The organism is Rania fehmarnensis (assembly GCF_056494185.1).
Map to the genome: position 1 here is coordinate 3,071,242 of NZ_CM151398.1, position 23,545 is coordinate 3,094,786.

General features: G+C 53.9%; 18 protein-coding genes. 7 read left to right on the forward strand and 11 right to left on the reverse strand.

Annotation, left to right across the window (positions count from 1 at the left end; all coding sequences use genetic code 11):
- The first annotated feature begins 158 nt into the window (after window positions 1-158).
- On the forward strand, window positions 159-1,367 hold the full coding sequence (locus SH573x_RS10340; protein WP_479354760.1) for a peptidase associated/transthyretin-like domain-containing protein: 1,209 nt from the start codon (window positions 159-161) through the stop codon (window positions 1,365-1,367).
- A gap of 239 nt (window positions 1,368-1,606) precedes the next feature.
- The gene (locus SH573x_RS10345; RefSeq protein ID WP_479354762.1) at window positions 1,607-2,080 is read left to right on the forward strand and encodes a DinB family protein; all 474 of its coding nucleotides are present in this window, start codon (window positions 1,607-1,609) and stop codon (window positions 2,078-2,080) included.
- A gap of 2 nt (window positions 2,081-2,082) precedes the next feature.
- Here the strand turns inward: SH573x_RS10345 and SH573x_RS10350 are convergent, their stop codons facing one another.
- Together SH573x_RS10350 and nadC are read right to left on the reverse strand one after the other, a co-directional pair.
- Window positions 2,083-3,390, reverse strand: a complete 1,308-nt coding sequence (locus SH573x_RS10350; RefSeq protein ID WP_479354764.1) for a glucose-1-phosphate adenylyltransferase — start codon at window positions 3,388-3,390, stop codon at window positions 2,083-2,085.
- 99 nt (window positions 3,391-3,489) lie between these two features.
- Window positions 3,490-4,410: a carboxylating nicotinate-nucleotide diphosphorylase gene (nadC, locus tag SH573x_RS10355; RefSeq protein WP_479354766.1), complete on the reverse strand. Its 921-nt coding sequence runs from the start codon at window positions 4,408-4,410 to the stop codon at window positions 3,490-3,492.
- 384 nt (window positions 4,411-4,794) lie between these two features.
- Between nadC and SH573x_RS10360 the strand changes: the two genes are divergently transcribed.
- Window positions 4,795-4,956 (forward strand): ComEA family DNA-binding protein, encoded by a 162-nt coding sequence (locus tag SH573x_RS10360; protein WP_479354767.1) that lies wholly within the window; start codon window positions 4,795-4,797, stop codon window positions 4,954-4,956.
- A gap of 86 nt (window positions 4,957-5,042) precedes the next feature.
- Window positions 5,043-7,127, forward strand: a complete 2,085-nt coding sequence (gene uvrB / locus SH573x_RS10365) for an excinuclease ABC subunit UvrB (RefSeq protein ID WP_479354769.1) — start codon at window positions 5,043-5,045, stop codon at window positions 7,125-7,127.
- Between the two features lie 142 nt (window positions 7,128-7,269).
- Here the strand turns inward: uvrB and SH573x_RS10370 are convergent, their stop codons facing one another.
- The 4 genes from SH573x_RS10370 to SH573x_RS10385 form a co-directional block, all read right to left on the reverse strand.
- Window positions 7,270-8,802: an anti-sigma factor family protein gene (locus SH573x_RS10370; RefSeq protein ID WP_479354771.1), complete on the reverse strand. Its 1,533-nt coding sequence runs from the start codon at window positions 8,800-8,802 to the stop codon at window positions 7,270-7,272.
- Between the two features lie 4 nt (window positions 8,803-8,806).
- Entirely contained in the window at window positions 8,807-9,391 is a 585-nt protein-coding gene (locus SH573x_RS10375; protein ID WP_479354773.1) for a sigma-70 family RNA polymerase sigma factor, read from the reverse strand.
- 299 nt (window positions 9,392-9,690) lie between these two features.
- A complete protein-coding gene (locus SH573x_RS10380; RefSeq protein ID WP_479354775.1) occupies window positions 9,691-10,548 on the reverse strand; it encodes a secretin GspD/PilQ domain-containing protein in 858 nt (285 codons plus the stop codon).
- 293 nt (window positions 10,549-10,841) lie between these two features.
- Entirely contained in the window at window positions 10,842-11,063 is a 222-nt protein-coding gene (locus tag SH573x_RS10385) for a hypothetical protein (RefSeq protein WP_479354777.1), read from the reverse strand.
- Window positions 11,064-11,496: 433 nt separating this feature from the next.
- Between SH573x_RS10385 and SH573x_RS10390 the strand changes: the two genes are divergently transcribed.
- A complete protein-coding gene (locus SH573x_RS10390; RefSeq protein ID WP_479354779.1) occupies window positions 11,497-14,547 on the forward strand; it encodes a right-handed parallel beta-helix repeat-containing protein in 3,051 nt (1,016 codons plus the stop codon).
- Between the two features lie 954 nt (window positions 14,548-15,501).
- Here SH573x_RS10390 and SH573x_RS10395 read toward each other — a convergent pair.
- The 4 genes from SH573x_RS10395 to SH573x_RS10410 all read right to left on the reverse strand — a co-directional run bounded on the left by SH573x_RS10395 (window position 15,502) and on the right by SH573x_RS10410 (window position 18,309).
- Window positions 15,502-16,155 (reverse strand): hypothetical protein, encoded by a 654-nt coding sequence (locus SH573x_RS10395; RefSeq protein ID WP_479354781.1) that lies wholly within the window; start codon window positions 16,153-16,155, stop codon window positions 15,502-15,504.
- A 41-nt stretch (window positions 16,156-16,196) separates the two neighbouring features.
- Window positions 16,197-17,147 carry a protein kinase domain-containing protein gene (locus SH573x_RS10400; RefSeq protein WP_479354783.1) on the reverse strand — a complete coding sequence of 317 codons (951 nt, stop codon included), beginning with the start codon at window positions 17,145-17,147 and terminating at the stop codon, window positions 16,197-16,199.
- Entirely contained in the window at window positions 17,075-17,401 is a 327-nt protein-coding gene (locus SH573x_RS10405; RefSeq protein WP_479354785.1) for an RNA polymerase sigma factor, read from the reverse strand. The genes SH573x_RS10400 and SH573x_RS10405 overlap by 73 nt, the downstream gene beginning before the upstream one ends.
- Window positions 17,402-17,667: 266 nt before the next feature.
- Window positions 17,668-18,309, reverse strand: a complete 642-nt coding sequence (locus tag SH573x_RS10410; protein WP_479354786.1) for a DNA alkylation repair protein — start codon at window positions 18,307-18,309, stop codon at window positions 17,668-17,670.
- Window positions 18,310-18,525: 216 nt separating this feature from the next.
- On the opposite strand from SH573x_RS10410, the gene SH573x_RS10415 reads away from it, so the two are divergent.
- A complete protein-coding gene (locus tag SH573x_RS10415) occupies window positions 18,526-20,700 on the forward strand; it encodes a TlpA disulfide reductase family protein (protein ID WP_479354788.1) in 2,175 nt (724 codons plus the stop codon).
- 795 nt (window positions 20,701-21,495) lie between these two features.
- Here the strand turns inward: SH573x_RS10415 and SH573x_RS10420 are convergent.
- Window positions 21,496-21,696, reverse strand: coding sequence for a hypothetical protein (locus tag SH573x_RS10420; protein ID WP_479354790.1), 201 nt, complete (start codon window positions 21,694-21,696; stop codon window positions 21,496-21,498).
- A gap of 358 nt (window positions 21,697-22,054) precedes the next feature.
- On the opposite strand from SH573x_RS10420, the gene SH573x_RS10425 reads away from it, so the two are divergent.
- A complete protein-coding gene (locus SH573x_RS10425) occupies window positions 22,055-23,482 on the forward strand; it encodes a leucine-rich repeat domain-containing protein (protein WP_479354792.1) in 1,428 nt (475 codons plus the stop codon).
- Window positions 23,483-23,545 lie beyond the last annotated feature (63 nt).

Genomic DNA, 23,545 nt, shown 5'->3' on the forward strand with positions numbered 1-23,545 from the left:
CTAGTTCCAGAAGAGTTCCTTTAACTAAACTTCTCCGCAAATCCCGCATATTTAATTGACGGCCGTTGTCAGTTTGCGTAGACTAGAGCGAGTTTGAAAGCTAGCAAGTGCTCGCGTACAGTTATGAGAGCCCTAAACTTTCCCTCAAGGTTACATCAATGAAGCGTCATTTCTTATTTTCTTGGATGGTTGCCGCCGCTGCGATGTGCGCTGCTCCGGCGTCAGCTCAAGTGTCGCTCTTGCCACCCCAAGAAACAGTGCCAGTCCCGGCCTCGACAAGCAACGTCAGCGCTCAGAACTTTTTGAATCCACTTCATCAAGAAGAATGGGTTGTGTTGAGCAGCGACGGGAGTGTCTCTGGACGCTTTGTGCAGTTGAATATGGACGGTACAGCCCAACCGGTCGGCAGCGTCTCACTTTATCTGACTCGCAATGCTTCGCCTGTGGCTACTGTGAATACCGATGAAGATGGTCGGTTCTCCATTAGCGGTATCGGCGCTGGTACCTACGGCTTGGTTGGTCGGTCGGAACGCAGTTTGGCAGCCTTCGCTCTGCACGTTCTGCCTACCGCTGCATCGGACAAGCTGGATTCGGATTTCGTAGTGTATGGAACCACCATGAATGGTTCAACATTCGAAGACGTGTTGCGTGCCCATACCGTTCCAGGCGGTTCGGCCATCTATCCTGACTTCCAAACTGATCCACTGGGCAATGAGCGTCAATTTACCGACGATTCTAAAGTTCAACTGCGCGAAAATGGTCTTCTGGTTGGTCGCGTTTCCAAGCCATCGGGTTTGAGCGGCACCGACTTGACTGGCAACGTCGTTCACATTCTTCGCAATGGCATCGTGGTTGGTCATCAACCGACCAATGCAAAGGGTGAGTTCCAAGTGCCCAGCATGACCGCGGGCGTGTATGACCTGATCGTGGCTGGTAAGGACGGCATCGCAGCTGGATCGTTCCAAGCTCTGGCTCCTGCTGGTGTAGCAAGCGTTGCCAAGACTTCGGACGTTAAGTACGTTACCGTTCAAGACGGCGATGTGGCTGATTCTTTGAACGTAGAACTGATTCCAACTTCGGACTACTATGTTGGCGAAGTTGAAGAAGTTCCTCCAGTGATTATCGAAGATCCAGGTATGTTCCCAATCCCTGGTGGTGGTTTCGCCGGTCCCGGCGGCTTCCCAGCCGGTGGTGGATTTGGTGGCGGCGGCTTCGGTGGTGGAGCCGGCGGCGGTGGTGGTGGTCTCGGCGGTATCGGTGGCCTGGGTGGCTTGCTCGGTATTGGTGGTCTGGCCGCAGGTATCGCAGCCCTGGCAGCCGACGACGACGGTTTCGATCTACCACCCGCTTCAGTAATCATCCCCTAATGCGGGATTGATCAAAACTCAAAAAACAAAGGCGATGGCAGCTATGCCATCGCCTTTTTTTGTTATAGAAAAGGGTAGCCATCGTCGCCAGACGGTGGAAGCCTAACGATTGGTCTTGGCGTAGTAGCCACCGCTGCCCAGCACTGGTGTTGGCGTAGCCACCGCTGCCAAGCGGTGGAAGAATGATCAATCCACTCAGATCCACCGTCTGGCGACGGTGGCTACCCGGGAAACCAGCTATGCATCGTGATCAAATCGAAAAGTACGCACGAGGCGGTTCTCAAATGAGAAGTGCGTTTGTTGGGCTGACTCAGGATGATTTGCTGAGCACGCCCATTCCAGGCACGTGGTCGCTGCAACAAATCGCAGTGCATCTGATGGAAAGCGATGCTATCGGCATCGATCGAATGAAACGCATTGCCGCCATGAACACACCGCTGCTGATCGGTTACGACGAAACCGAATTCAGCAAACTGCCAGGTGTCAGTTCACTGAATATTCACGAGGTTTGCGAGATGTTCGATCGCAACCGTCAGATGACTGCCACGATCCTACGAGCTCTCCCTGACGAGAGTTTTTCTCGTTGGGGAGTCCACAATGAAATCGGTCGCGTCACGCTGGCTGAAATGCTTGCCAAATACATCGACCATTTGGATGGCCACCTGAAGTTCGTAGCCACCAAACGCGAATTGCTCGGCAAACCGCTGGCCTGAACTTAGGCCATCTTCCAGCCATCGGGCAACGTGGCATCTTTAACAGCGATCGGAATGCCGTCGCGAATTTCGCAGGGCAAGTATTCATCGCTATCCTGCAGATTGCGAGGATTGGCGATAACCACATTGGTGCCAACGCGACAGTTCTTGTCCAAAATCGCGCCCGAGACCGAGGAGCCATTGCCAATACCTACCGATGGCCGCGACAACTTGGCGTTTTCAGTAACCTCTTCGGGCGTTTCGTAATAATCGGCGCCCATGATGATCGAATCGCGAATGGTCACCCCTTCTCCGATAACGCAACGCAATCCAATGACGCTGTTCTCGATGACAGTACCCTTGCCGATTCGACAGCCGTCAGCAATCAAGCTGTTGCGAACGGTTGCTCCCGACATCAGCGAGGGTGGCAGGAAGCGGGCACGCGAATACACGGGCGCTGAAGGACAAACCAAATCGAAGGGTGGATTCGGATTGGCCAGGCTCAAGTTGGCTTCATAAAAGGCTCGAATTGTGCCAATGTCTTCCCAATAATCGTCGAACATGTGCACCTGCACCCGACGCGAGCGAATGGCGGCTGGGAAGACTTCTTTACCGAAATCTTCGTACGTGGTTTTGTTCAGCACATCGAACAGCAGATCGCGGTCGAAGACGTACAGACCCATGCTGGCCAGGCAATCTCGTCCACGTGATTCAATACCTTGCGCGTCGATCCACTCCGGCGGCGTGCGAACCATGTCGATTTCACGGTCCGTTTGTGGCTTCTCCAAAAAGCCTTCAACGCGCCCGCTTTCATCGCAGCGCATCACGCCCAAGCTGGGTGCCATCTTGCGCTCGACTGGAATTGCAGCGATCGTCACATCGGCTTTGTTATCCAAGTGGGTTTGCAGCATGTCCATGTAGTTCATGCGGTACAGCTGATCACCGGAGAGAATCAATACATACTTCAAATTCTGTTGATCCAGGTGACGCAAGTTCTTGCGCACAGCGTCAGCAGTGCCCTGATACCAGTCCGTTCCGCCTTCCATGGTCTGCTGGGCAGCCAATAGTTCGACAAAGCCGCCACTGAAGTTATCGAAACGGTACGTCTGACGGATGTGGCGGTGCAAGGAAACTGACAAGAACTGCGTCAGCACGAAAATCCGATTTATATTGCTGTTGATGCAGTTCGAGATAGGAATATCTATCAAGCGATACTTGCCAGCCAGAGGCACGGCGGGCTTTGCGCGAATCTTGGTCAATGGCGAGAGTCGCGTACCGCGACCGCCACCCAAAATCAGCGCAATCACCGAGCGTGGATCAATGTTCGACATGTTCGACTTTCAGTTGGTCAGGATTTTGAGGCATCGATGCGACCGGAGATTATAACGGCTTTCCTCGGTCACGTGCATATGGTTTTACGTCGCGACAACTCACCCTAGTCGCCAATCCAAACCCAAGTCCAGATTGACCGCTGAATGTGTCAGCGCACCAAGGCTGATGCGGTCGACGCCAGTCAGGGCAATGCCGCGCAGCGTCTTCAAATTCACTCCGCCACTGGCCTCCAGCTCAACTCGGCGATCGACCTCGTCGCGCATCTTGACCGCTTCTGTCAGCAATTGCGGTTCCATATTATCCAGCAGCACAATATCCGGATGAACGGTTAATGCGTCAGCCAAACCGGCCAGTGAATCCACTTCAACTTCGATCATGGTCGCTGCACCATTACCGGGTTGGCTGGTTAGAAATTCTCGAGCTTTTAATACAGCTTCACTGGGCGAGAGTACGGTGCCTCTGGCTCGCTGATAACAGGCCAGGTGATTGTCCTTGATCAGGATGGCTTCGTTGAGACTGCCGCGATGATTGTGTCCACCACCACAACGCACAGCATACTTTTCCAAATGCCTCCAGCCCGGCGTGGTTTTGCGCGTATCGTAGATGCGCACCGGCAGATCTGCGACCAAGGACACATGCTGGCGCGTCCAGGTGGCAATGCCACACAGTCGCCCCAAAAAATTCAGAATGGTTCTCTCGCAAGTCAGCACATCTCGGGCATTGCCGCCCAGCGTGGCCAGGCACTGCTTGGGTTCAAAGGGCTGGCCATCCTGGACGAATGTCTGCACGGTAACATCCGCTTGCAGGCAATTGACGATCCACTCAATCAACTCAATGCCGGCCGCCATTCCGGAGACCCGTGGCAAGATGTCGGCCGTAGCCGGCAAATCTGGCGGCACGATGGCCACGGTGGTGATATCAAAACCTCGCTCGAGATCTTCGCGAATGGCCAATCGCGTCAGTTGCTCTAGGCTGTCTCGCAAAAATGCATCTCGCTCTTGTTGTTTGAAGTCACGCATCGCCGATCTCGCCTGTCGCGGTTGTGGAACTCATGCCCCCGAGTGAAAGCAGAATCCTACTCTACTGCCGCGCATCCGTCGACGCGCGTACAATAGAGGCAGCAGCCGCAGCCGGCCGGACCACGTCCAAAAACGTGCTCGTTGCCTGACGCCGTCAAAGAGTATGTCTGCCAGGCTGCGGTGACTGCGACGGAACGATCCCATGGAAGACAGTCAAACCGCACCAGCTCTCAGGCACGCCGGAGGTTGGTTAGTCCTAGCCTGCGCGATCATGATATTAGGCATGTGCCATTGGCTGACTAGCACTCCACAACCTCCGCAGTTGAGCTCCGACCAGCCATTTCACTCCACCATCGACATCAACCGGGCCAGTGCGGCGGAACTATGTGCATTCCTCACGTCGGACCCAGCCTGGCTCAGAAAATCATCGACTATCGCCAAACCCACGGACCGTTTCACAGCCTGGCAGACCTCGACAACGTACCCGGTATCGGCCCCAACTTGCGTGAGGAGATCGCAGGGGCCATCGACCCACTCGATGAATAAATTTCGGCTTCATCTTTTACTCACTTCAGCGCGGCTAAGCTAATGCTCCAGCCCTGCCGCTTGAAATAAACAAGAACAACCAGACGATGATAACTCCTAATACGACCGGCTCAACCTTTCAACTAGCCAGTCAGTTTGCACCGGCTGGCGATCAACCTCGCGCGATCGAAGCCCTGGTGCGTGGCCTCAAGAGTGGTGCCAATCATCAAGTGCTGATGGGTGTTACCGGCTCGGGTAAAACATTTACAATGGCCAATGTCATTCAGGCCGTCCAGCGTCCGACCCTGGTGCTCAGCCATAACAAAACTCTAGCCGCGCAGTTGTATAGCGAGTTCCGCGATTTCTTCCCCACCAATGCGGTCCACTACTTCGTCAGCTACTACGACTACTACCAACCTGAAGCTTACATACCGCAGCGCGATGTCTACATTGAAAAAGATGCCTCGATCAACGAAGAGATCGATCGCTTGCGTTTGGCCGCCACCAGCGCACTGGTCAGCCGCCGCGATGTGGTCATCGTGGCCAGTGTCTCCAGCATCTATGGCTTAGGTAGTCCCGACGACTATCGCAATATGGTGGTCCACTTGAAAGTAGGCCAGAGCATCAACCGCGATGATGTCTTGTTACAACTAGTCGATATCCAATACGAACGCAACGACATCGCCTTCGAACGCTCCAAGTTTCGCGTGCGCGGTGATTGCTTGGAACTGTGGCCCAGTTACGAAGAGTTTGCCTATCGCATCGAACTCTGGGGCGATGATATCGAGCAGATCGCCATCATCAACCCAACCAGTGGTGAAGTTCTGCAAATCATGGATGAACTGTTTGTCTATCCAGCCAAGCACTTCGTCACGACGGAGTCGCGCATCGAGCGGGCGATCGTCGAGATCCGCGAAGAACTGCGTCAACAACTCGAGAAGTTTCAGGCTGAAGGCAAGCTCCTGGAGGCTCAGCGTTTAAACGCACGCACCAAGTTTGACCTGGAGATGTTACAAGAGGTTGGACATTGTCCCGGCATCGAAAATTATTCGCGACCGCTCTCGGGCAAACCACCCGGCGCGACCCCCGACACCTTGTACGATTTCTTCCCGCAAGACTTCTTGCTGATGATCGATGAGTCGCACGTAACGGTGCCGCAGGTGCGCGCCATGTATGCCGGTGATCGTAGTCGCAAACTGACGTTGGTCGAACATGGCTTTCGTTTACCCAGCGCCTTGGATAACCGACCGATGAAATTCGAAGAATGGGAAGCCAAATCGGGACAAGTGATTTTTGTTTCGGCCACTCCCAACGACTATGAACTAGCCAAGACTCAGGGCGAAGTTGTCGAACAGATCATTCGTCCCACCGGACTGCTCGATCCGGTTGTCGAAGTGGTGCCAGCCCGCGGCCAGGTCACGCACTTGTTAGACGAGATTCGCAAGCGGGCCGAAGCGGGCGAGCGCACCTTGGTAACTGCACTCACCAAACGCCTGGCCGAAGACTTGTCCGCCTATTTGACCGAACAAAACATCCGCTGTCGCTGGCTCCATAGCGAGCTGAACGCGTTCGAGCGAGTTGAGCTGCTGTACGAATTGCGACAAGGCAAATTCGATGCGCTAATCGGAGTCAACTTGCTGCGCGAAGGTCTCGACTTGCCCGAAGTATCGTTGGTAGCCATCTTGGATGCCGACAAAGAAGGCTTTCTCCGCAGTGAGACTTCGCTGATCCAAACTATCGGCCGCGCGGCTCGAAATGTGAACGCTAAAGTAAACTTGTACGCCGACTCGATCACCGATTCGATGCGGGCAGCCATCGACGAAACACAACGCCGTCGCCGCTTGCAAGAAGCCTACAACGAAAAACACGGTATCACACCCGCGACGGTCAAACGGCACATTCGCGCCGGTATCGAAGCCGCTTCACAAGCACATCGCAAAGCCCGCGATGCCGTCAAAGGTCATGCCAGCGGTCAGGTCATCACGGAAGACTACTTGAAGTTGCTCGAACAAGAAATGCTGCAAGCGGCAGAGGACCTCGAATTCGAACGCGCCGCTACCTTGCGCGACAAACTCTTGCACCTGCGTGAACACATCGGCGAATCGGTCTCCGACGATCCAGATTCCGAAGGCCAACAACCCAAAGGCCGCAAAGGCAAGAGCAAAAGCCGCATCCCAAGACCTAAACGTTAATCAAGTAGCGGAACGCGTCAAGCGTTTCGGATTTCGTAGCGGAACGCGTCAAGTGTTTCGAAGGTGAATACCGAAAGCCTTGACGGCTTCCGCTACGAAGGGATCCAGTAGCGGAACGCGTCAAGCGTTTCGAAAGAACCACTCACCGCGGTGGTTGGCTGAGGATCAAGATCACTTTGTCATCAGGCGAACTGGTTTGCTCGCTGGCATCGTTGGGCAGCACTCGCCAGAAACGCAGCATTTCATCGGCCTTCGGTTTTTGAACCGTGGCCAGAATCTTTTCCGCTTCGGCTTGAGTGACAAACAGCATCATCGTGCCTGGCGACTGCGCACTGGCGGAGCTGTTTTTCATTTGTACATTCGCTTGTGCCAATGACGCTACATCCCCGCTGGTCGAAAGGGATGTCAAATTCAGCTTGGTCAGTGGCTGCACACTCTGAAAATCGGTCAACCACTTGTCGAGATTGTCTTGGTCGAGAACTGTAGTGATGATTGGCGCCGCCAACACGGCCGGCTGATCTTGCTTCAACTGAGCTACTGCGCCCCCAGCAGGTGGCTGCTTGTCTAACGCGGTACCACCGAAGCGCGCGGTTGTATCTCGGCCAAACTCTGGCTCGGTGGGCAGTTGAGCAGGCTGTGGCAAGAAGCCTTCCACGACGGGCAAGGTTGATCTCACTTCCTGGTCGGTCCACGCGTTGGAGTGAGCACAAACAAACGAAAACTCTGCTTCAGAAGCAGCCTGACGTTCAATGACTCTACCCGGCGCGGGCGGCAGATTGGGTTCGGCTGGCAGACTTCGAGCCTCAATCGCTGCGGGATCGCTGGGCACGATTGCCTTTCCAAGGGCCGATGGTGGAGCAAAACCTTGCAGCCGCTCGTCCTCCGAATTCAACATCGCTTGAGGTGCATTTTCAGCTAGCGAATCTTCCATCGCTGCCTTAGGAGGTACCATCCTCAGGTTGTTGCTCTGCGTGGCGTCTTCCTCGGCTCTTTCTAATGAGAATGCCCCAGGGGCGCGTCTTAGTTGGTCGATGGCTGCGGCAGATGCTTGGGCATCGAAATTACTCTCGGTCGTTCCACGCTGAATCTCATTGGGTGGCATCGCATCTGCCGACATGCTACCTGCTGCGTCAGGGCTGATCTCCGCAGCCATAGGCATCGCCGGCGTTGAAAAGGTTTCGCCTTGGCCCAATTGGCTGGACCCACCGCGCGAGCCTGGCGCCGCCTCCCCAACTTTGCCTAAGCTGAAATTCTGCGCAGGACCGTATTGTTGCCAAACATAGGCACCACCTAGCAGTACCAATATCCCGGAAGCGGCAATGGCCAAGATAGTTCGCCACGTGCCATAGCCATCACCTGACTGTGAACTTGGTAAGGCTCGCTTGGTTGGCTGACTGAAGGCGGGCGGTGCGAGTGCGATTGGGCCCGACGAGTCCGACAGGTCGTCGCTTGCTTCCTCCAGCGATTCGATTTTCAATCCGCTCATATCAAGCTGGAAGTCACCTGGCCAGGGCGGCAAGGTGGCCACCATGCCGCGCACGCGTTTTAGATCGCTCAGCAACTCGCGAGTCGCCGGATCCTCTTGCAGACGTTGTTCCACCAGCGCACGCTCCTGCGCCGACAATTCGTCGTCCAGGTAAGCTGATAACCAGTGCTCTTGAAACTCTTGTGTCATACTTTCAGGCTTCGTGAACTACGAACTGCCCCAAATGTCCAATGCGCTGCTGCAAGATCTCTTTTAGTTCTAACCGAGCTCGATGTAGCCGACTGCGAACCGTACCGATCGGTATTTCTAGTGTTTCGGCAATTTGCTCGTAATCCATACCGTCAAAATCGCGAAGTAGCAAAACGGCTCGCCGCTCCTGGTCCAGCATGGCCACCGCCGCGCGGACGCTTTCGCGCAGTTCGCTCCGCTGGAGCTGTTGATCGGCAGTCGACTCTTGTCCCACCGTGTTCATGGCCAACTCGAACCCATCGCGCTCAGCCTGATTCTCGAGCCGCTTCCTGCGTCGCTCGGTGATCAGCAAATTCATCGCAATGCGACAGAGCCACGTGTAGAAGCTGCTGCGGCCTTCGAACAAGCGGAGCTTGCGATACGCCCGAGCAAATGCTTCTTGAGCCAGATCTTCGGCCTCGTCCCTCGATCCGGTCGCATGATACAACAAGCCTAGCAACCGCCGCTGATACCGCTCCACCAGCGCAGCATAAACCGCCTGATCCCCTTGCAAGACCTTGGCGATATCGAGCTGGTCTTCGGTCAGCATACAGTTTCTACAGCAATCGATGGCTTGTACTAAGAGTGCAGACGCCTGTTCCGACCAGGCAGTTCCCAGTTTTTCAGTATAACGCCGTTTGCCCGGACTTTGGAGTGCTGCGGCACCAGCCGTAGCTTTGATGTCCTAACCCAACTGTACCGTAGCCAGTACGAACCACTGGTCATAAGCGTTATCACGTTCGCGCCGTCAACGCTTACTAAGCCGAGGGCGTTAGCCCCGGTTTCTACTCAAACGCGGTGCAACCGAGGCTAACGCCTACGGCTTAGTGAATCAACCGAGGCTAACGCCTACGGTTTATGGCAGCGAATGAGAATGATCGTCGTTGTCGACTTTTTTGATTTCGACTTATAGGTTAGGACGTTGCCCACAAAAGGTATGCGTCCAAGTCCGGGCACGCTGCGTTTGGCTGCGGATTCTCGGATACCTAGTCCGCAGCACAACGCAATGGTGTGGTTCAGGGGCGCGCGGCAAGTTTCTTCAGTCCGTCGGGATTCGAATACTGGTTGCTGCACCGTTCGTGGTCCAGCGGCGGTATCGAGGGTAAAGTCTTCGATTTGGTCCAAGCGCGTATGGCCATAGGCAATTCTCAAATCAACGTTTTCTTGCTGGTCGACCAGCGTGCCGATCAACTTGAGGGTAATGCCTTCAGGAATCGTCGCCAAAACGGGCTCTAAGTTTTCAGTGTCGTTGCCCTTGTCATCTTTCGTAGGTTGGTAGCTGACCAAACATTCGACGTCACGACCGACGCGCATCGAAATTTCAGCCCCGTTCTGTCCCACGATCTTGGGCAAGGTGATGACCTTTCCCAGTCCAACCAGTTCGTCTATCTGTTCATCATCAAGCGGATCGGACTTGCGCGTTTGGTAGGTCTCGACCTGAGTAGTAAAAGAAGCTGGTACGACAGCATTGAGTGGCCCGAAGGCGTTGTGGTCCTTTATGGTGCTGGTTGTGCTGCTGGTCAGATTCCATTGCTCAACGATCGCTTGAGCCTTTTTGGTCGGTACCTCGATCACAGCCAGCTGGTATTGCAGCTGCTCGGCACCTATAGCCTGGCTAAGCTCAGCCACTTGACCTACGCTATCTTGTGCGACCGAGATTCCGCTGCTGAGAAAAATGATAGTAGAAGCGAAAAGCCCAACGATCATCAGCCAAAATGAGTGGAGTTTTTGACATCCGCATTCAAATAGCATGAGAAACTCCCGGCTACTCGCGGTCGCGAGCTGAAGAGTACGTACGTGACCTTTGCATTCGAGACTGCCCAGCGGTTTGTATTCGATGGCGGGCGTTAACCGCAATAGCAACCATCGAGTGTTTTAGTAGCGGGTGCTTGGTTTTTTCTAAGACCTTGGCCTTCGCTGTTGATAAGTATGAAATTGCGCCAACTAAGCTACACCATGAGCGGGGCTCACCGTCCGGCTGCAATTACTTTATATGTGAATCAAATACGATCAGTCGTGCGAATCCATTGGTCAATTTTGCTGACCAGCTGAATGAGTTTAAAACGATTCACATAATGCTCCTGGTAGACCAAGATCCATTCGTCGCTGAGCTGTTTGTGGAGCACTATCTGTGCTAAATGGCAGTCTTCAACTTGATCTCTGCCATGGTTTTCGCGAACCAGTACGACATCAATATCTGAGGCCTTAATCTCTGTCTGCATGACCGTTGAACGACTCGAAAGAAATAGCTTGCGTGGAATAAAGCATCTGACCGAAGAATCCCATCCCGCAATGTCCGCAATATGCAGGAATCAATTGCACAGCAATCACTTCGGTCCGCTACAAGTCCTTCATAAGGGGGCCCTGTATTGCGGAAAGACATTTTTGCAGCGATAGTGGCCGCAGGTGCCGCATCTAACCGCTGACTGGCATAGCCGTTTATTACACTTCATATGAGGCACTGACATGAAACGCGTACGGACTTCGAAGACTGCGAAGCGATGGACCACCTGCGGGTTTTTCAACCCAGACGCTCTGCATTCGACTCGACGTAGACGGCTTCAACTTGAGCAACTTGAGAGTCGACGCGTTTTTACACTTCCGACAGTACAAACTTTCGCTGAAGGCCACCTGATTGCGTATAACGGACCGACTGTGGACTTGGTCAATGATTCGGCTTCCTTCGATGCGTTTATTGACTTCGCAGGTGATGTCGATTCGTATTTCTTTGCTCCACAATTTACCGGTACCTACACAATTGACGTCGGCGACTTTGGTAATACGGTCGATCCGGAGGTCGCGGTCTACAATGCCAGTACTGGTGTAAGGATCGGGTACAACGATGATTTAGACGCAATCAACGATGATGCACGATTGATTTTAAATTTGGTTGGCGATGTCCGCTACATCGTTGCCATTGCAGACATGCCGGGAACGACTGCTGGCAACGTATCGATTATTGTTACTGCTCCTTTCAGGACTGGTTCCTTCCTTTTGGCGCCTGACAGTTTTGGTGATGCCATTGCCAACGTATTGCTCGATGTGCCCACCGACATCGACTATTACTCAATAACTGCACCGGCTAACGCGACGGGAGGCCTGTCGGTCTCTACTTCAGGCAGCACGCTCAATCACCGCCTGGCATTGTTCAATTCGGCCGGCACATTAATTCAAGGTCCATTGGTCTCGCTCGCTATCACTAATGCCGTTCCGAATCAAGAGTACCGCATCGCAGTCTATGCCAACGACTACGCGACCTTTGGCTCGTTGCAACTGAATGTGAACTTCGCTAACCCGGGCGTGGTAGTCACCAACACTTCAGACTCTGGTACTGGCTCATTGCGACAAGCGATTCTGGATGCTAACGCACATCCCAACGATGGTCCGAACCTGGTCGACAAAATCCTCTTCAACATTCCAGGCGCCGGTCCGCACAATATTGTGCTCGCCAGCGCGCTGCCCGATATTACCGATGCCGTCGATATTAATGGAGGCACTCAGATCGGGACTGGCGCAACTCCCACTGTGGCTATCGACGGCACAGCGCTCACGGGCGCGATCGACGGACTCAAGATCCTTGCCGCTGGCAGCGCTGTCCATAAACTCAACATTCGTAAATTTCCTGACGACGGCATCGAAGTTCAAGCCAGCGGAGTTTTCCTGGACAGTAACACTATCGGCACCGATTGGAGTGGAGTTGTCGCGTTTGGTAATGGTGGTTACGGCATTCGCATTCAGGGAGGAGATAGCAATCGACTCGAATCGAACGTGGTCTCTGCCAATGGCCTTAGTGGCATTGCGATCGTGGGAGATACGGCCGATGGCAATCAGCTGGTCAACAATACGGTGGGAGCTCGATTTGGCGGCGGGTCTGCACTGGGAAACGCCGTTCACGGGATCCTTGTCACAGATGGCGATACCAATACGCTGGAGGGCAATCTGATTTCCGGCAATACACAGTCCGGCGTGGTGCTTACCGGTACAGCAGTGACCAATACGCTCACGGGTAACAAGATTGGTACGACAATCACCGGCAACGTGGCGATGCCCAACGGGGGCGATGGTGTATTCATTCAGTCGCCGCGCAATAAGATCGGTGGAAATCTGCCGAGCTTACGCAATCAAGTTTCAGGTAACGGTAAGACCGGCATTACTCTTAGCGGAATCGGCGCGTCGAATAACGTCATTGAAGGTAACTTCGTAGGAACGAATGCCAGCGGAACAGGTGCCGTTCCCAATCTCAGCGATGGTATTCGCGTTGTGAATGCCGCCAGAAATCGAATAGGCTCAGCGACGGAGGTAGCGGCGGGCAATTTGATTTCCGGCAATGCTGGTTCCGGCGTGGCGTTTTTAGCACCGGGCTCCACGGGTGGGCTAGTGTTAGGAAACTTGATTGGAACAACCGCTGATGGCTTGTCGGCGCTGGGTAACAGTGGCAGCGGTGTGTCGCTATTCGGTAGCGCTACCAATATTCAAGTCGGTGGCACCAACGCCACTTCGCGCAACGTCATCGCGGCCAACGGTTCGTCGGGTATTTCTATATCGAGCAGTGCGAACAATAACCGAATCTCGCGCAATCGAATTGGTGTTAACACTGCCGGTGCAGCTCGCGGCAATACCAACGCCGGCATCTCGATTCAAGGCCCCAACAATACCATTGGCGGTATCAACTCCACGTTCGCTAACATCATTGCTGGCAACCCACATGGTATTCTTCTCTCGGGCACTAGTGCTTCCAACAATACTATTTCCTTTAATACGCTTGGCACCGACACAGCTTCGAATACGGGACGAGGTGTTCAAGTAATGAGCGGGGCATTCGCTAATACAATCGGCCCCAAGAACACTATCCGCCGCAATGAAACCGGTATTCGAATTGATAATGGCAGCATCGAAAATAGGATCACACAAAACTCGATCGCAGAAAACATCAATCTCGGAATCGATCTATTTCCAGCGGTGGGTGCAACTGTCAATGATGGAGGAGACGCCGATACCGGGGGCAATCGATTACAAAATTATCCCCAAATCTCGGGCAATCCGCTCTTAGTCGGCACTGATCTGGAAATTTCCTTCAGCGTTAATAGTTCACCTGTTCATGCAGCCTATCCGTTGACGATCGAGTTTTTCGTGAGCGATGGTGGCAGTGAAGGTTCCAGGTTCCTGGTCAGCACGCTTTACACCGAAGCCAACTTTGCGACGGGAGTAAAGACAGTCAACTTTGCGGGAGCAGGCACAGGTTTGACAGCTGGAGTTACCAAAGTAGTTGGAACCGCAACTGACCTGCGAGGTAACACCTCTGAGTTCTCTGTTCAACGCACGCTCTCGGCAGGCTCGGCCTTACTCAGCAGCCCGTCCGTCCGCCAGCAGCGAAGTGCTCTGGATGTCAACGGCGACAGCCGTTTAACTGAGCTCGATGCTGTGCTGCTAGTTGGCTATTTCAACACCAGTGGCAATCTTGCACAAGATAGACCGCAAGTGACGTCACTGCGATACGCTGACGTTGATGCGGACAGTCGAGTCACTCCACAAGATATCTTGCTTGTCATTCGCGGTATCCAACTGGCCGCATCGAATCACCAAGCCGTATCGGCGAGCCATCAACTCGTTAGCAAAGATGTTTGGGACGCTAGCCTGGTCGAACTGATGACCAAAGACTTGCCCAATGTCCGTCAGACGCTGTCAAAGAGCCTTTGGGTGCGATAATTTGCAGTGGCACCTCCACTGCCCAGACCCCTCCCGAATCTCGCTAGGGCTCGATTCGACCTCCCCAAGGCAAAGCCTTGGAGAGGTGACTGTCACCTCTCCCGCGCAGCGGGGGAGGTCGCAGACGAGGCGTTCAGCCTTCGTCTGCGGGAGGGGGCTCTGCGCTAGGCAAGACTCCTGCGGTACTAATCACCTCCACTGCCCAGACCCCTCCCGAATCTCGCTAGGGCCTCGATTCGACCTCCCCAAGGCAAAGCCTTGGAGAGGTGACTGTCACCTCTCCCGCGCAGCGGGGGAGGTCGCAGACGAGGCGTTCAGCCTTCGTCTGCGGGAGGGGGCACTGCGCTAGGCAAGACTCCTGCGGTACTAATCACCTCCACTGCCCAGACCCCTCCCGAATCTCGCAGAGCCTCGATTCGACCTCCCCAAGGCAAAGCCTTGGAGAGGTGACTGTCACCTCTCCCGCGCAGCGGGGGAGGTCGCAGACGAGGCGTTCAGCCTTCGTCTGCGGGAGGGGGCACTGCGCTAGGCAAGACTCCTGCGGTACTAATCACCTCCACTGCCCAGACCCCTCCCGAATCTCGCTAGGGCTCGATTCGACCTCCCCAAGGCGAAGCCTTGGAGAGGTGACTGTCACCTATGCGCAGTCCACTTTCGACTCACTGCGTCTGACTGAAAAACAGGATGGGCGAGAACACCTTGGCTGGCATGAAGTTTCCCTTCTTGTCTTTTACCTGATTGGCATGGATCGAAATTGAACCGACGTTCGACAGGTTGGAGCCACTGACAGGACCACAAACTCGCGATCGCCAAGTTTAAGGCGAGATTGCGAATGATCTTATTGCGCATGACGTGACTTCTGGCTAGATCTAAAGGGATGGAAAACGATCGCTCACAACAGCCTGCGACGCAATCGCGACACAGGTTTGCGTAAAGACGAAACCAGCAGCGGAACTATTTCCTAATCAGGTCCGCGCTAGGTTCTGCGAACTCGCCAGGTAGATTAGGCAGAGCTCCCGAAGAGAATCGTATTCCCGTCGTGCCCGATCGCTTGGGAGCTGGAATGCCGTCGCCCCAGCCTAGGCCGTCAGCTTCGCGAATTAAATAGTCGAGACGATTCTTGAGAATGTCAGACTTTGATGCTGCACGTTGTTCGAGAGTCGCTTTTAATTTTTGAACTCGGGCTTCAAGCTCGCGGAGTTCCTTGACTCGTTGTTGCTGGCGGAGGTCAAAGATCCTGTCCAGTCCCTTGGCAATTTCCTCTCGCTGCTTTGTGCGGGATTCTTGATCGTCGGTTTGAGCGTATATCGCCAAAGCTCTGCTCACCCAGGTTTCCAAGTGTTCGTCTTCAGGAACATCCGTCTCGCCCCCGAGCACAAGTACCGAGCCACCGTCCATCACCCTTATGGGATCGCCCTCTATGGTAGCGGGAGATTCCTCAATCTTCGGCACTTGTCGGGTCTCAGTTTGAATGCTCAAAGACTCTCCGAGATTCTTGAGCTCGTTGAGATCGATATTCTGTTGAGCGTTCGCTGTTTCTGGAAACGCGCAGGTCATCCCCAGTGCACCCAGAAGAAAACTGGCAATGACGGTCTTTCGAATTTGCATGAGAAACTCCTCAAAAAGGTTTAAACTAAAGCTTGAAACTTCTACTGATTCGGAGCCAACTTCTGCTCCAGCTCATTCGCGGCCTGAGTGGCTTGGGTCCACGGGTCCTCCGATTCCCAAAAGTCAACGGGCCGTGAAGGTACTAGATGCCGCTCCAGTTCTTCGACAGCTATTCTCAACTCTGCAATCTCGGCCATCGCGGGATCGTTTAGCAAGGCGCTTTGCGCGACACCTGTAGACTCTGAGGGCTCGGCGGTGACACCAGTGGCTGGTCGACCCGCTGCGTCATCGTCAGTCGATACCGCACCTTCGGAATGTATGATTCCGTTCGTTTCAACTTCGCCAAGTATCGGCAACCATTTCGGTGACCACGCATAGGTCGCCCACAGCAGACAACAAATCAATGCCATCCCTAAAACAACGGCGACGGGCCTGGCGCTTCGAGTCCAATGATGGCCCACCCATGATCGATCTGGGCGAGCGATACTGACAGGGTTTTGCAAATAGGCCAGCTCTTTTTCCAAAATTCGCGACACGTCATCAGCGGACTGAAATCGACGGCTTACATCCTTGGCCATCAATTTCGCAATGAACACTTCTAGCCATTCCGGCACCGTCGCGTTCATTTGACGCAGCGGTCGCGGCGCATCGTTACAGATCCGAGACAGCGAACCCATCACCGTTTCAGCTCGAAACGGTGGATGACCAGAACACATCGTGTAGAGGACACAACCAAGACTAAATAAGTCGCTTCGATGATCAATCAGTTCGCCACGAGCCTGCTCCGGTGACATAAACTGTGGTGTCCCCGCCACCATTCCACTGTGAGTCAAACTTGCATCATCTGCTGCCCTGGCCAAGCCGAAGTCTGCCACCAGAACGCGCTCAATACCGTTCTCCAACAGGATGTTGCCCGGTTTCACATCGCGATGCACCAGTCCCTGAGCATGAGCAGCAGCGAGTGCCGACGCAATCTGACGTCCAATTCGCAACGTCTGCTCGTTGGAAAGTACGCCGTCGCGTGGCCCTTATCTTCGCCAATGTCAAAACGAGCGATGCCTTTGGAAACCGCGACCAACACATCTTGTAATAAGTCCTGGGCGTCAGAATGCTGCATCCCTTTGCGTGCGGCCAGTCTGTAGATTAACGGTTCGTAAAGCGAGGCGAACTCGTGCCACGCTTCCTCGTTTCCAGTCTGACGCAGCCGAATGATCAGGCTGATTCGCGTTTCCGGTAGTCCTTGCATGCAAAAGTCTCCACTAAGTTACACAAGTGACTTGGCAACTTCTTACGCCTGATGAACCGAGTTTTTAGAATTATTTGCGCCCCGGCGGTTTTTATGATACCGCCCTCACAGCGAAGATCTGCCAAACGCGGTACGGGCCGGGGCAGGTTGAGCTATCGCCTGCGGTAAAGAAGCTAGCGTTGTTGGCTTCGACGAATGTATCGAACGTCATAGCCAAATACCCCGGCCCGGTGAATGATGAATGAGCTACGTATCGCTATTCGGCATCATTCCCGCTTAGCAACTTCGATTCTAATGAACTCTGGAAGGTACGAAGGTGTGCAGTTTTTGGCCACATGTTCGTCCTTGTAGAGTCCCAAGGCTTCCCCAAGTTTGATGCACCTGGATCGAAACTTAGACTCGTGAACACCAATTTGGCAGGCGCAAAAGTTCATCGCCCATTGAACTTCGGGTTCAGCATGAGCCATGTCGTTTTCCAGGGAATTTAGCAGATCCGCACTATTCCCAGGCGGAGCTTGTCCGACCCAGCGCAGGCGAGCTTGGTGATACCAGAACAAGCGACGCAGAATAGGAGATGGATTCTTCTCCCAGCTTACGAGCATGGAGACCAGCTTCTTGTCTTTGGCTAGCTGGTTTGCCAACAGCCAGTCAGCCAATTGGGTGCGTTCTTCCGTGGGATGCCCCGACATATCCAAAGTCAGCTGATCGATGACATCTTCTGCAAGGCGCTTCCTATCAAAAATGAGGGTCGCGAGAAGTCGAGGGTAGTACTCCCCTGTTGACCAAAGCTCCATTGCCAACTCGTGATCTTTTTTGATCTCGGCACCACGCTTTTTAAGGTCACCCAACTTCACGTTTCCCTCGGTGATCTCGACGACCAGCTTTACTGCTCTTGCCGATAAAGCCACTTTGACTATCTCCCTTCAAGTTACCAAGCGTGTTCATAATGGGCGTAGGGTCAAACTCAGGAAGCACTAAATTCGAAATAGTTTGTGACATAAACCACCTTCCCTTCAAAAACTTACTCTACTATTACATGACTCATGCAACGCTTCTACACCACTAGAGATGCAGTGTCGAATCATGCGTAGAATAATTCGCTAGTCTTCCGAGAGTCTCATCCCATGCGCGCAATGTTAGCTCGAACCTCCTGGTCACTGGCCGCACTCTGGCTGCTTGGGCTCATACCTGCGTTGGCTTCTCCACAAACAGTCCCGGCAACTCTCAAGCCAGCCCAGGTCGTTTTGCAAGTGATCGATGAAGCGGGCAAGCCAATTGATCGGGCCAAAGTCAAAGCCTTCCAGTGGACAGGCGAGATGTTACCCGACTCCCACACTACCATCATGCCCGATGGCGAGCGAATCGTCGTAGGCAATATCGATACCAATACGATGATCTACTTGACGATCCAGGCCGATGGCTACGCGGCGTCGCAGTTGTCGCTCGTCGGCATGTCACCAGGCGAAAATCGATCCGTCGACTTCAAGCTGAGCGCAGCCGCCGAGAGTTGGATTGACCTCGTTGATCCCCAAGGCCAACCGATTCAAGGTGCCCACATCGCTGCTATCGATTTCATCGACTCCAATAAGTCAGATGTCTATATATCGTATGCAACCGCGCACGCGATGGACTATCAGTTCGCACCCAGCGATGACCGCGGGCGGTTGAAGTTGCCGCCACTGCCCCTGCACGCCAAAGCTTCGATCAAGATTATGCATCCCGATTGGCAAATGGGATACTTAAGCAAACAGGAAATCACACCGGGATTGCTCACTAACATGATGCTCAAACCCGGTGTCAAAGTCGTATGCAATCTGGCCGCTCGGCCAGGCCAACCCGCGCTGGCAGAAGGTGAAGTGATCCATGTATCCATGTTTGCCAGCGAGCGCCGGCGCGATGATCCCAAAGACGTTCGCTTTGGCTTCCCGTTACACCACGGGGCCATCTCATTCACAGCCAGCCCAGTTGAATACGACGACCTGCGCTTGAAATGCTCGTCTCACTTCATCGCCATTCCAGTTGTTAATCGTATTAATTCGCCAGATCCACGCTTGTGTTTACAGAAAATAGAAGCTGGTGCGGTCGCCACGTTCGACTTCACGACACTCGCTAAAATGAAAGCTCGTGGTCGCGTTATCGATAATCAAGGGCACGGCATTCAAGGCGTGTCGGTTTCCAGTGACGTCGCTGCCATGGAGACCGCTGCCTATCCTTCTGAGGTGAAAGTCAAAGATCGTGCACAGTATGGTCGTGAGTGGTTGGGAGCAGGCTATGCTGATACCGATAGCGACGGCAATTTTGAAATCGAACTTTCGCCGGGCAAGGCCACCATTGAGTTGATCGCCGATGGCTACTTTTCCGACCCCACCATTTATGAGTTTGTGGTGCCTGCAGATAAAATAGACTTTCAATTGCCCCACTATACTGTGCACGCAGTTCCCAAGCTAAATGGTCGCGTGGTCAACGGCGACGGCTTGCCCGTCGGTGATGCTTATGTGCGGTTGCGGCATACTGGCTATGGCGACGCAGATCCAGTGGCCATTACAGATGCCGAAGGCAATTTCTCACTCACCATGTCCCGCATTCCCTACTCAGCCAGCTGGGGTTTACAAACGGAAGTTGCTGTGATGGCGCTAGATGCCATCAGCGACACGGCGGGCCTGTCCACCGTGAATCTCAAGGACGCTGCGGCCTGTGACAAAATCGTGATTCCATTGGCTAAACAACCAGCTGGATGGTTAATCGATGCGGTGCCCGAGTACCGATTTCTTTCTGCGGAAGCCGAACGAGATTTGCTCGACAAACAACGCCAGAAGTACTCAGCGGGAACAACTGGCCAGCCTGTTCCCGATTTGAAGAGCGGTAGCTGGGTGAATACTTCGGCCAAGAGCCTCGAAGATTTTCGTGGCCAGCTAGTGTTGCTAGATTTTTGGTTCATCGGATGCGGACCTTGCGAGCGCGATCAGCCCAGCTTGATCATGCTGCAGCGACAACTGGCTAGTAAAGGTTTCACGATTGTGAGCATTCACACCGACGATCAGAGCGTAGAGAGCGTAAAAGCCTTTGCGGAGCAGAGGCACTTGAACTATCCGATCGTGGTCGACACAGATGGTTCAATTGGGAAGCAGTTTGAGAACCTAGGACTGGAAGGTTATCCGCACTACATTCTGCTCGATCGAGATGGTCGCATTCTGCATAACGACGCCACCACAGGCATAACGCCGGACCTGCGATCGTACAAAGTCGAAATGGTCTACGAAGCCCTAAAGGCGAGCAGGCTGTTAGACAACAAGAATTGAGAGACCCCTCCCGAATCTCGCTAAGGCTCGATTCGACCTCCCCAAGGCAAAGCCTTGGAGAGGTGACTGTCACCTCCACCGCGCAGCGGGGGAGGTCGCAGACGAGGCGTTCAGCCGAAGTCTGCGGGAGGGGGCCCAGCGCTAGGCACGACTCGTGCGGTAACACCTGTAGCCGAAGTCGCCAGACTTTGGATGCGTCACCAATTGATTCCCAATCTCTGGCGAGATGGGGCTACGTGCCCAGACCCCTCCCGAATCTCGCTACGACTCGATTCGACCTCCCCAAGGCAAAGCCTTGGAGAGGTGACTGTCACCTCCACCGCGCAGCGGGGGAGGTCGCAGACGAGGCGTTCAGCCGAAGTCTGCGGGAGGGGGTCCAGCGCTAGGCAAGACTCCTGCGGTACTCCCTGTAGCCGAAGTCGCCAGACTTTGGACACGTCACTAATTGATTCCCAATCTCTGGCGAGATGGGCTACGTGCCCAGACCCCTCCCGAATCTCGCTACGACTCGATTCGACCTCCCCAAGGCAAAGCCTTGGAGAGGTGACTGTCACCTCCACCGCGCAGCGGGAGAGGTCGCAGACGAGGCGTTCAGCCGAAGTCTGCGGGAGGGGGCCCAGCGCTAGGCAAGACTCGTGCGGTAACGCCTGTAGCCGAAGTCGCCAGACTTTGGACACGTCACCAATCGATTCCCAATCTCTGGCGAGATGGGCTACGTGCCCAGACCCCTCCCGAATCTCGCTAAGGCTCGATTCGACCTCCCCAAGGCAAAGCCTTGGAGAGGTGACCGGAGGATCAGGCAGGTGAGTTGAACCAACGGCCCGTGAATGCGCTCAGCGAGAGCCCAATTCCACTAACCATGCAACAGATTGCAAATAGGATGCCGCGGAGCAAATGCGCCTGAGCATCGTCCATAGCAGCGGGCAACCCGACGGCGAGCACAAAGACTCCAGTCAGGCCTGCCAGAATGCGAAACGGGAAGCGTGTTTTCGTCATGATCAGTCTCCTCTCAGCGTGGTTCTATTATCGTACCATCCGCTAGACCTATGCCTTGCGATTGACGTTCCGCCCGGCCGTAGGTGCAACCTTCAATTTATCACCTTTCACATGGAAAGAACAGATTTCAAGCTTAAAGATCTTCCCTACGAGCACGCGTTGTTAAACTCAATGAGGCGCTCAAGCAAATTAGGTCGCTTGTCAATTAGGAGCATTGTAGAATAGCCTTGAGGAGAAGCCGCTTATGTCAGTCACTTCCAAGCATAGTTGGAAATGTACCGTGTATCTCAATTGGTGCAAATTGTTTGGGCGCCTCTCTGTCTCCCATGTCGCCGTGTCGTACATGGCATTAATCGGCATGTTATTTGTTGCAGGCTATAGCCAGGCAGACGAACAGTCTGCGTTAAAGGCTCTCAAAGCTCTCGAGGCAAGATACAAGCAAGATCATCAGCGCGAAGGTATGCCCGTCGTACAGCTTTCGTTGCAGGGTCCTCAGATCAACGATGACCTGATGGCAACCCTCATTGAACTCAATAAACTCAAGTCGGTGACAATTAGCAACGCTTCGATCAGCGGCGCTGGCTTGAAACGGCTGGCCGCCCTGACGGATCTAACAAGCTTGTCGCTGTACGGTTGCAAGCTTACTGACAATGACTTTGAGGAGTTGTCCAACTTCACGCGGCTTGAGTCGCTCGACCTCCGTAAGACTTCGGCGTTTACTTCAGAACAGATCGAGCCAATGCGTTTACCCGCACTCAAGCGTCTTCGAATTTCGTCGGACAATAAATTGGATCTTTCGTTGTTGGCAGAGTTGCAGACTCTTGAAGAATTGACAATGGTTGGAAACACTTTCCCGACCAGGTCGACGGCCTTGTCACCGCTGGAACGACTCAATAACCTGACTGTCCTTAGGCAAATCTACCTTCCAGAGGCAGCGTTGGAGGGTATTGAGGACCTGACCAGCTTGCGTGAAGTCGAGCTGACCGGGACGGGTTGGTTATTGGCGAATTCAGGCCATGTCCTGACGGAAAAAGGAATCCTGAAGCTCAAGAGCTTGGCAAATTTGCGAACTCTCGTTTTGACGGGGCGGCAGATAAGTCCAGAGGGCTTTGAAATGCTCGGTCAGTTGACCCAGCTGCAGCAATTGAATCTCAAAGGTAGCAACATCTCCGATGATGAATTGACACATGTGCAACACATCAAATCCCTGACCAATCTTGAGCTGGACGGAACCAACGTAAGCGAGAAAGGCGTCGCCGACTTGAGGCTATCTCTGGCGGCGGCGAACATTGTGTTTCACGTCCCCAAGGAAACCGAGGCATCCAGGGAGGCGAAAAAGGCAATGAGCAAACTGCGACCAATTTACTCGATCGCCATTCGCGGTGATACTTTTCAAGAAGCAGTGTCCTACGTCGGTCTGCGGCGAAGCCGAGTTCGGGACGATGAGCTGAAACATCTTCAGGCTTTTTCAGAGCTCAGCCATCTTGATCTTAGTGAGACAGACATAACCGATCGCGGCATTGAGCACTTACTGACTTTGCAGCAATTATCGACCCTGAAGCTAAGTCATACGTTGGTTACCGACACGGGAATCCAACAACTGAGCAAACTATCGAGCCTGATGACACTCGAGCTCAATGGCTTGCCCATCACAGAAGCCGGCCTTGAGAAACTGAAAGAGCTGAAGAATCTTCGAAAACTGACGATCAGCGGCAGTGAGGTCTCTGCAGAGAGCATCAACGAATTGAAGACGGCCTTGCCTAAGTTGGAACTAAAAGAAGAGTGAAAATCGGTTGACCCAAGCTGGCGAGTGATTCGTTTAACCCGTAGCCGCCAGGCGAGGTGAACC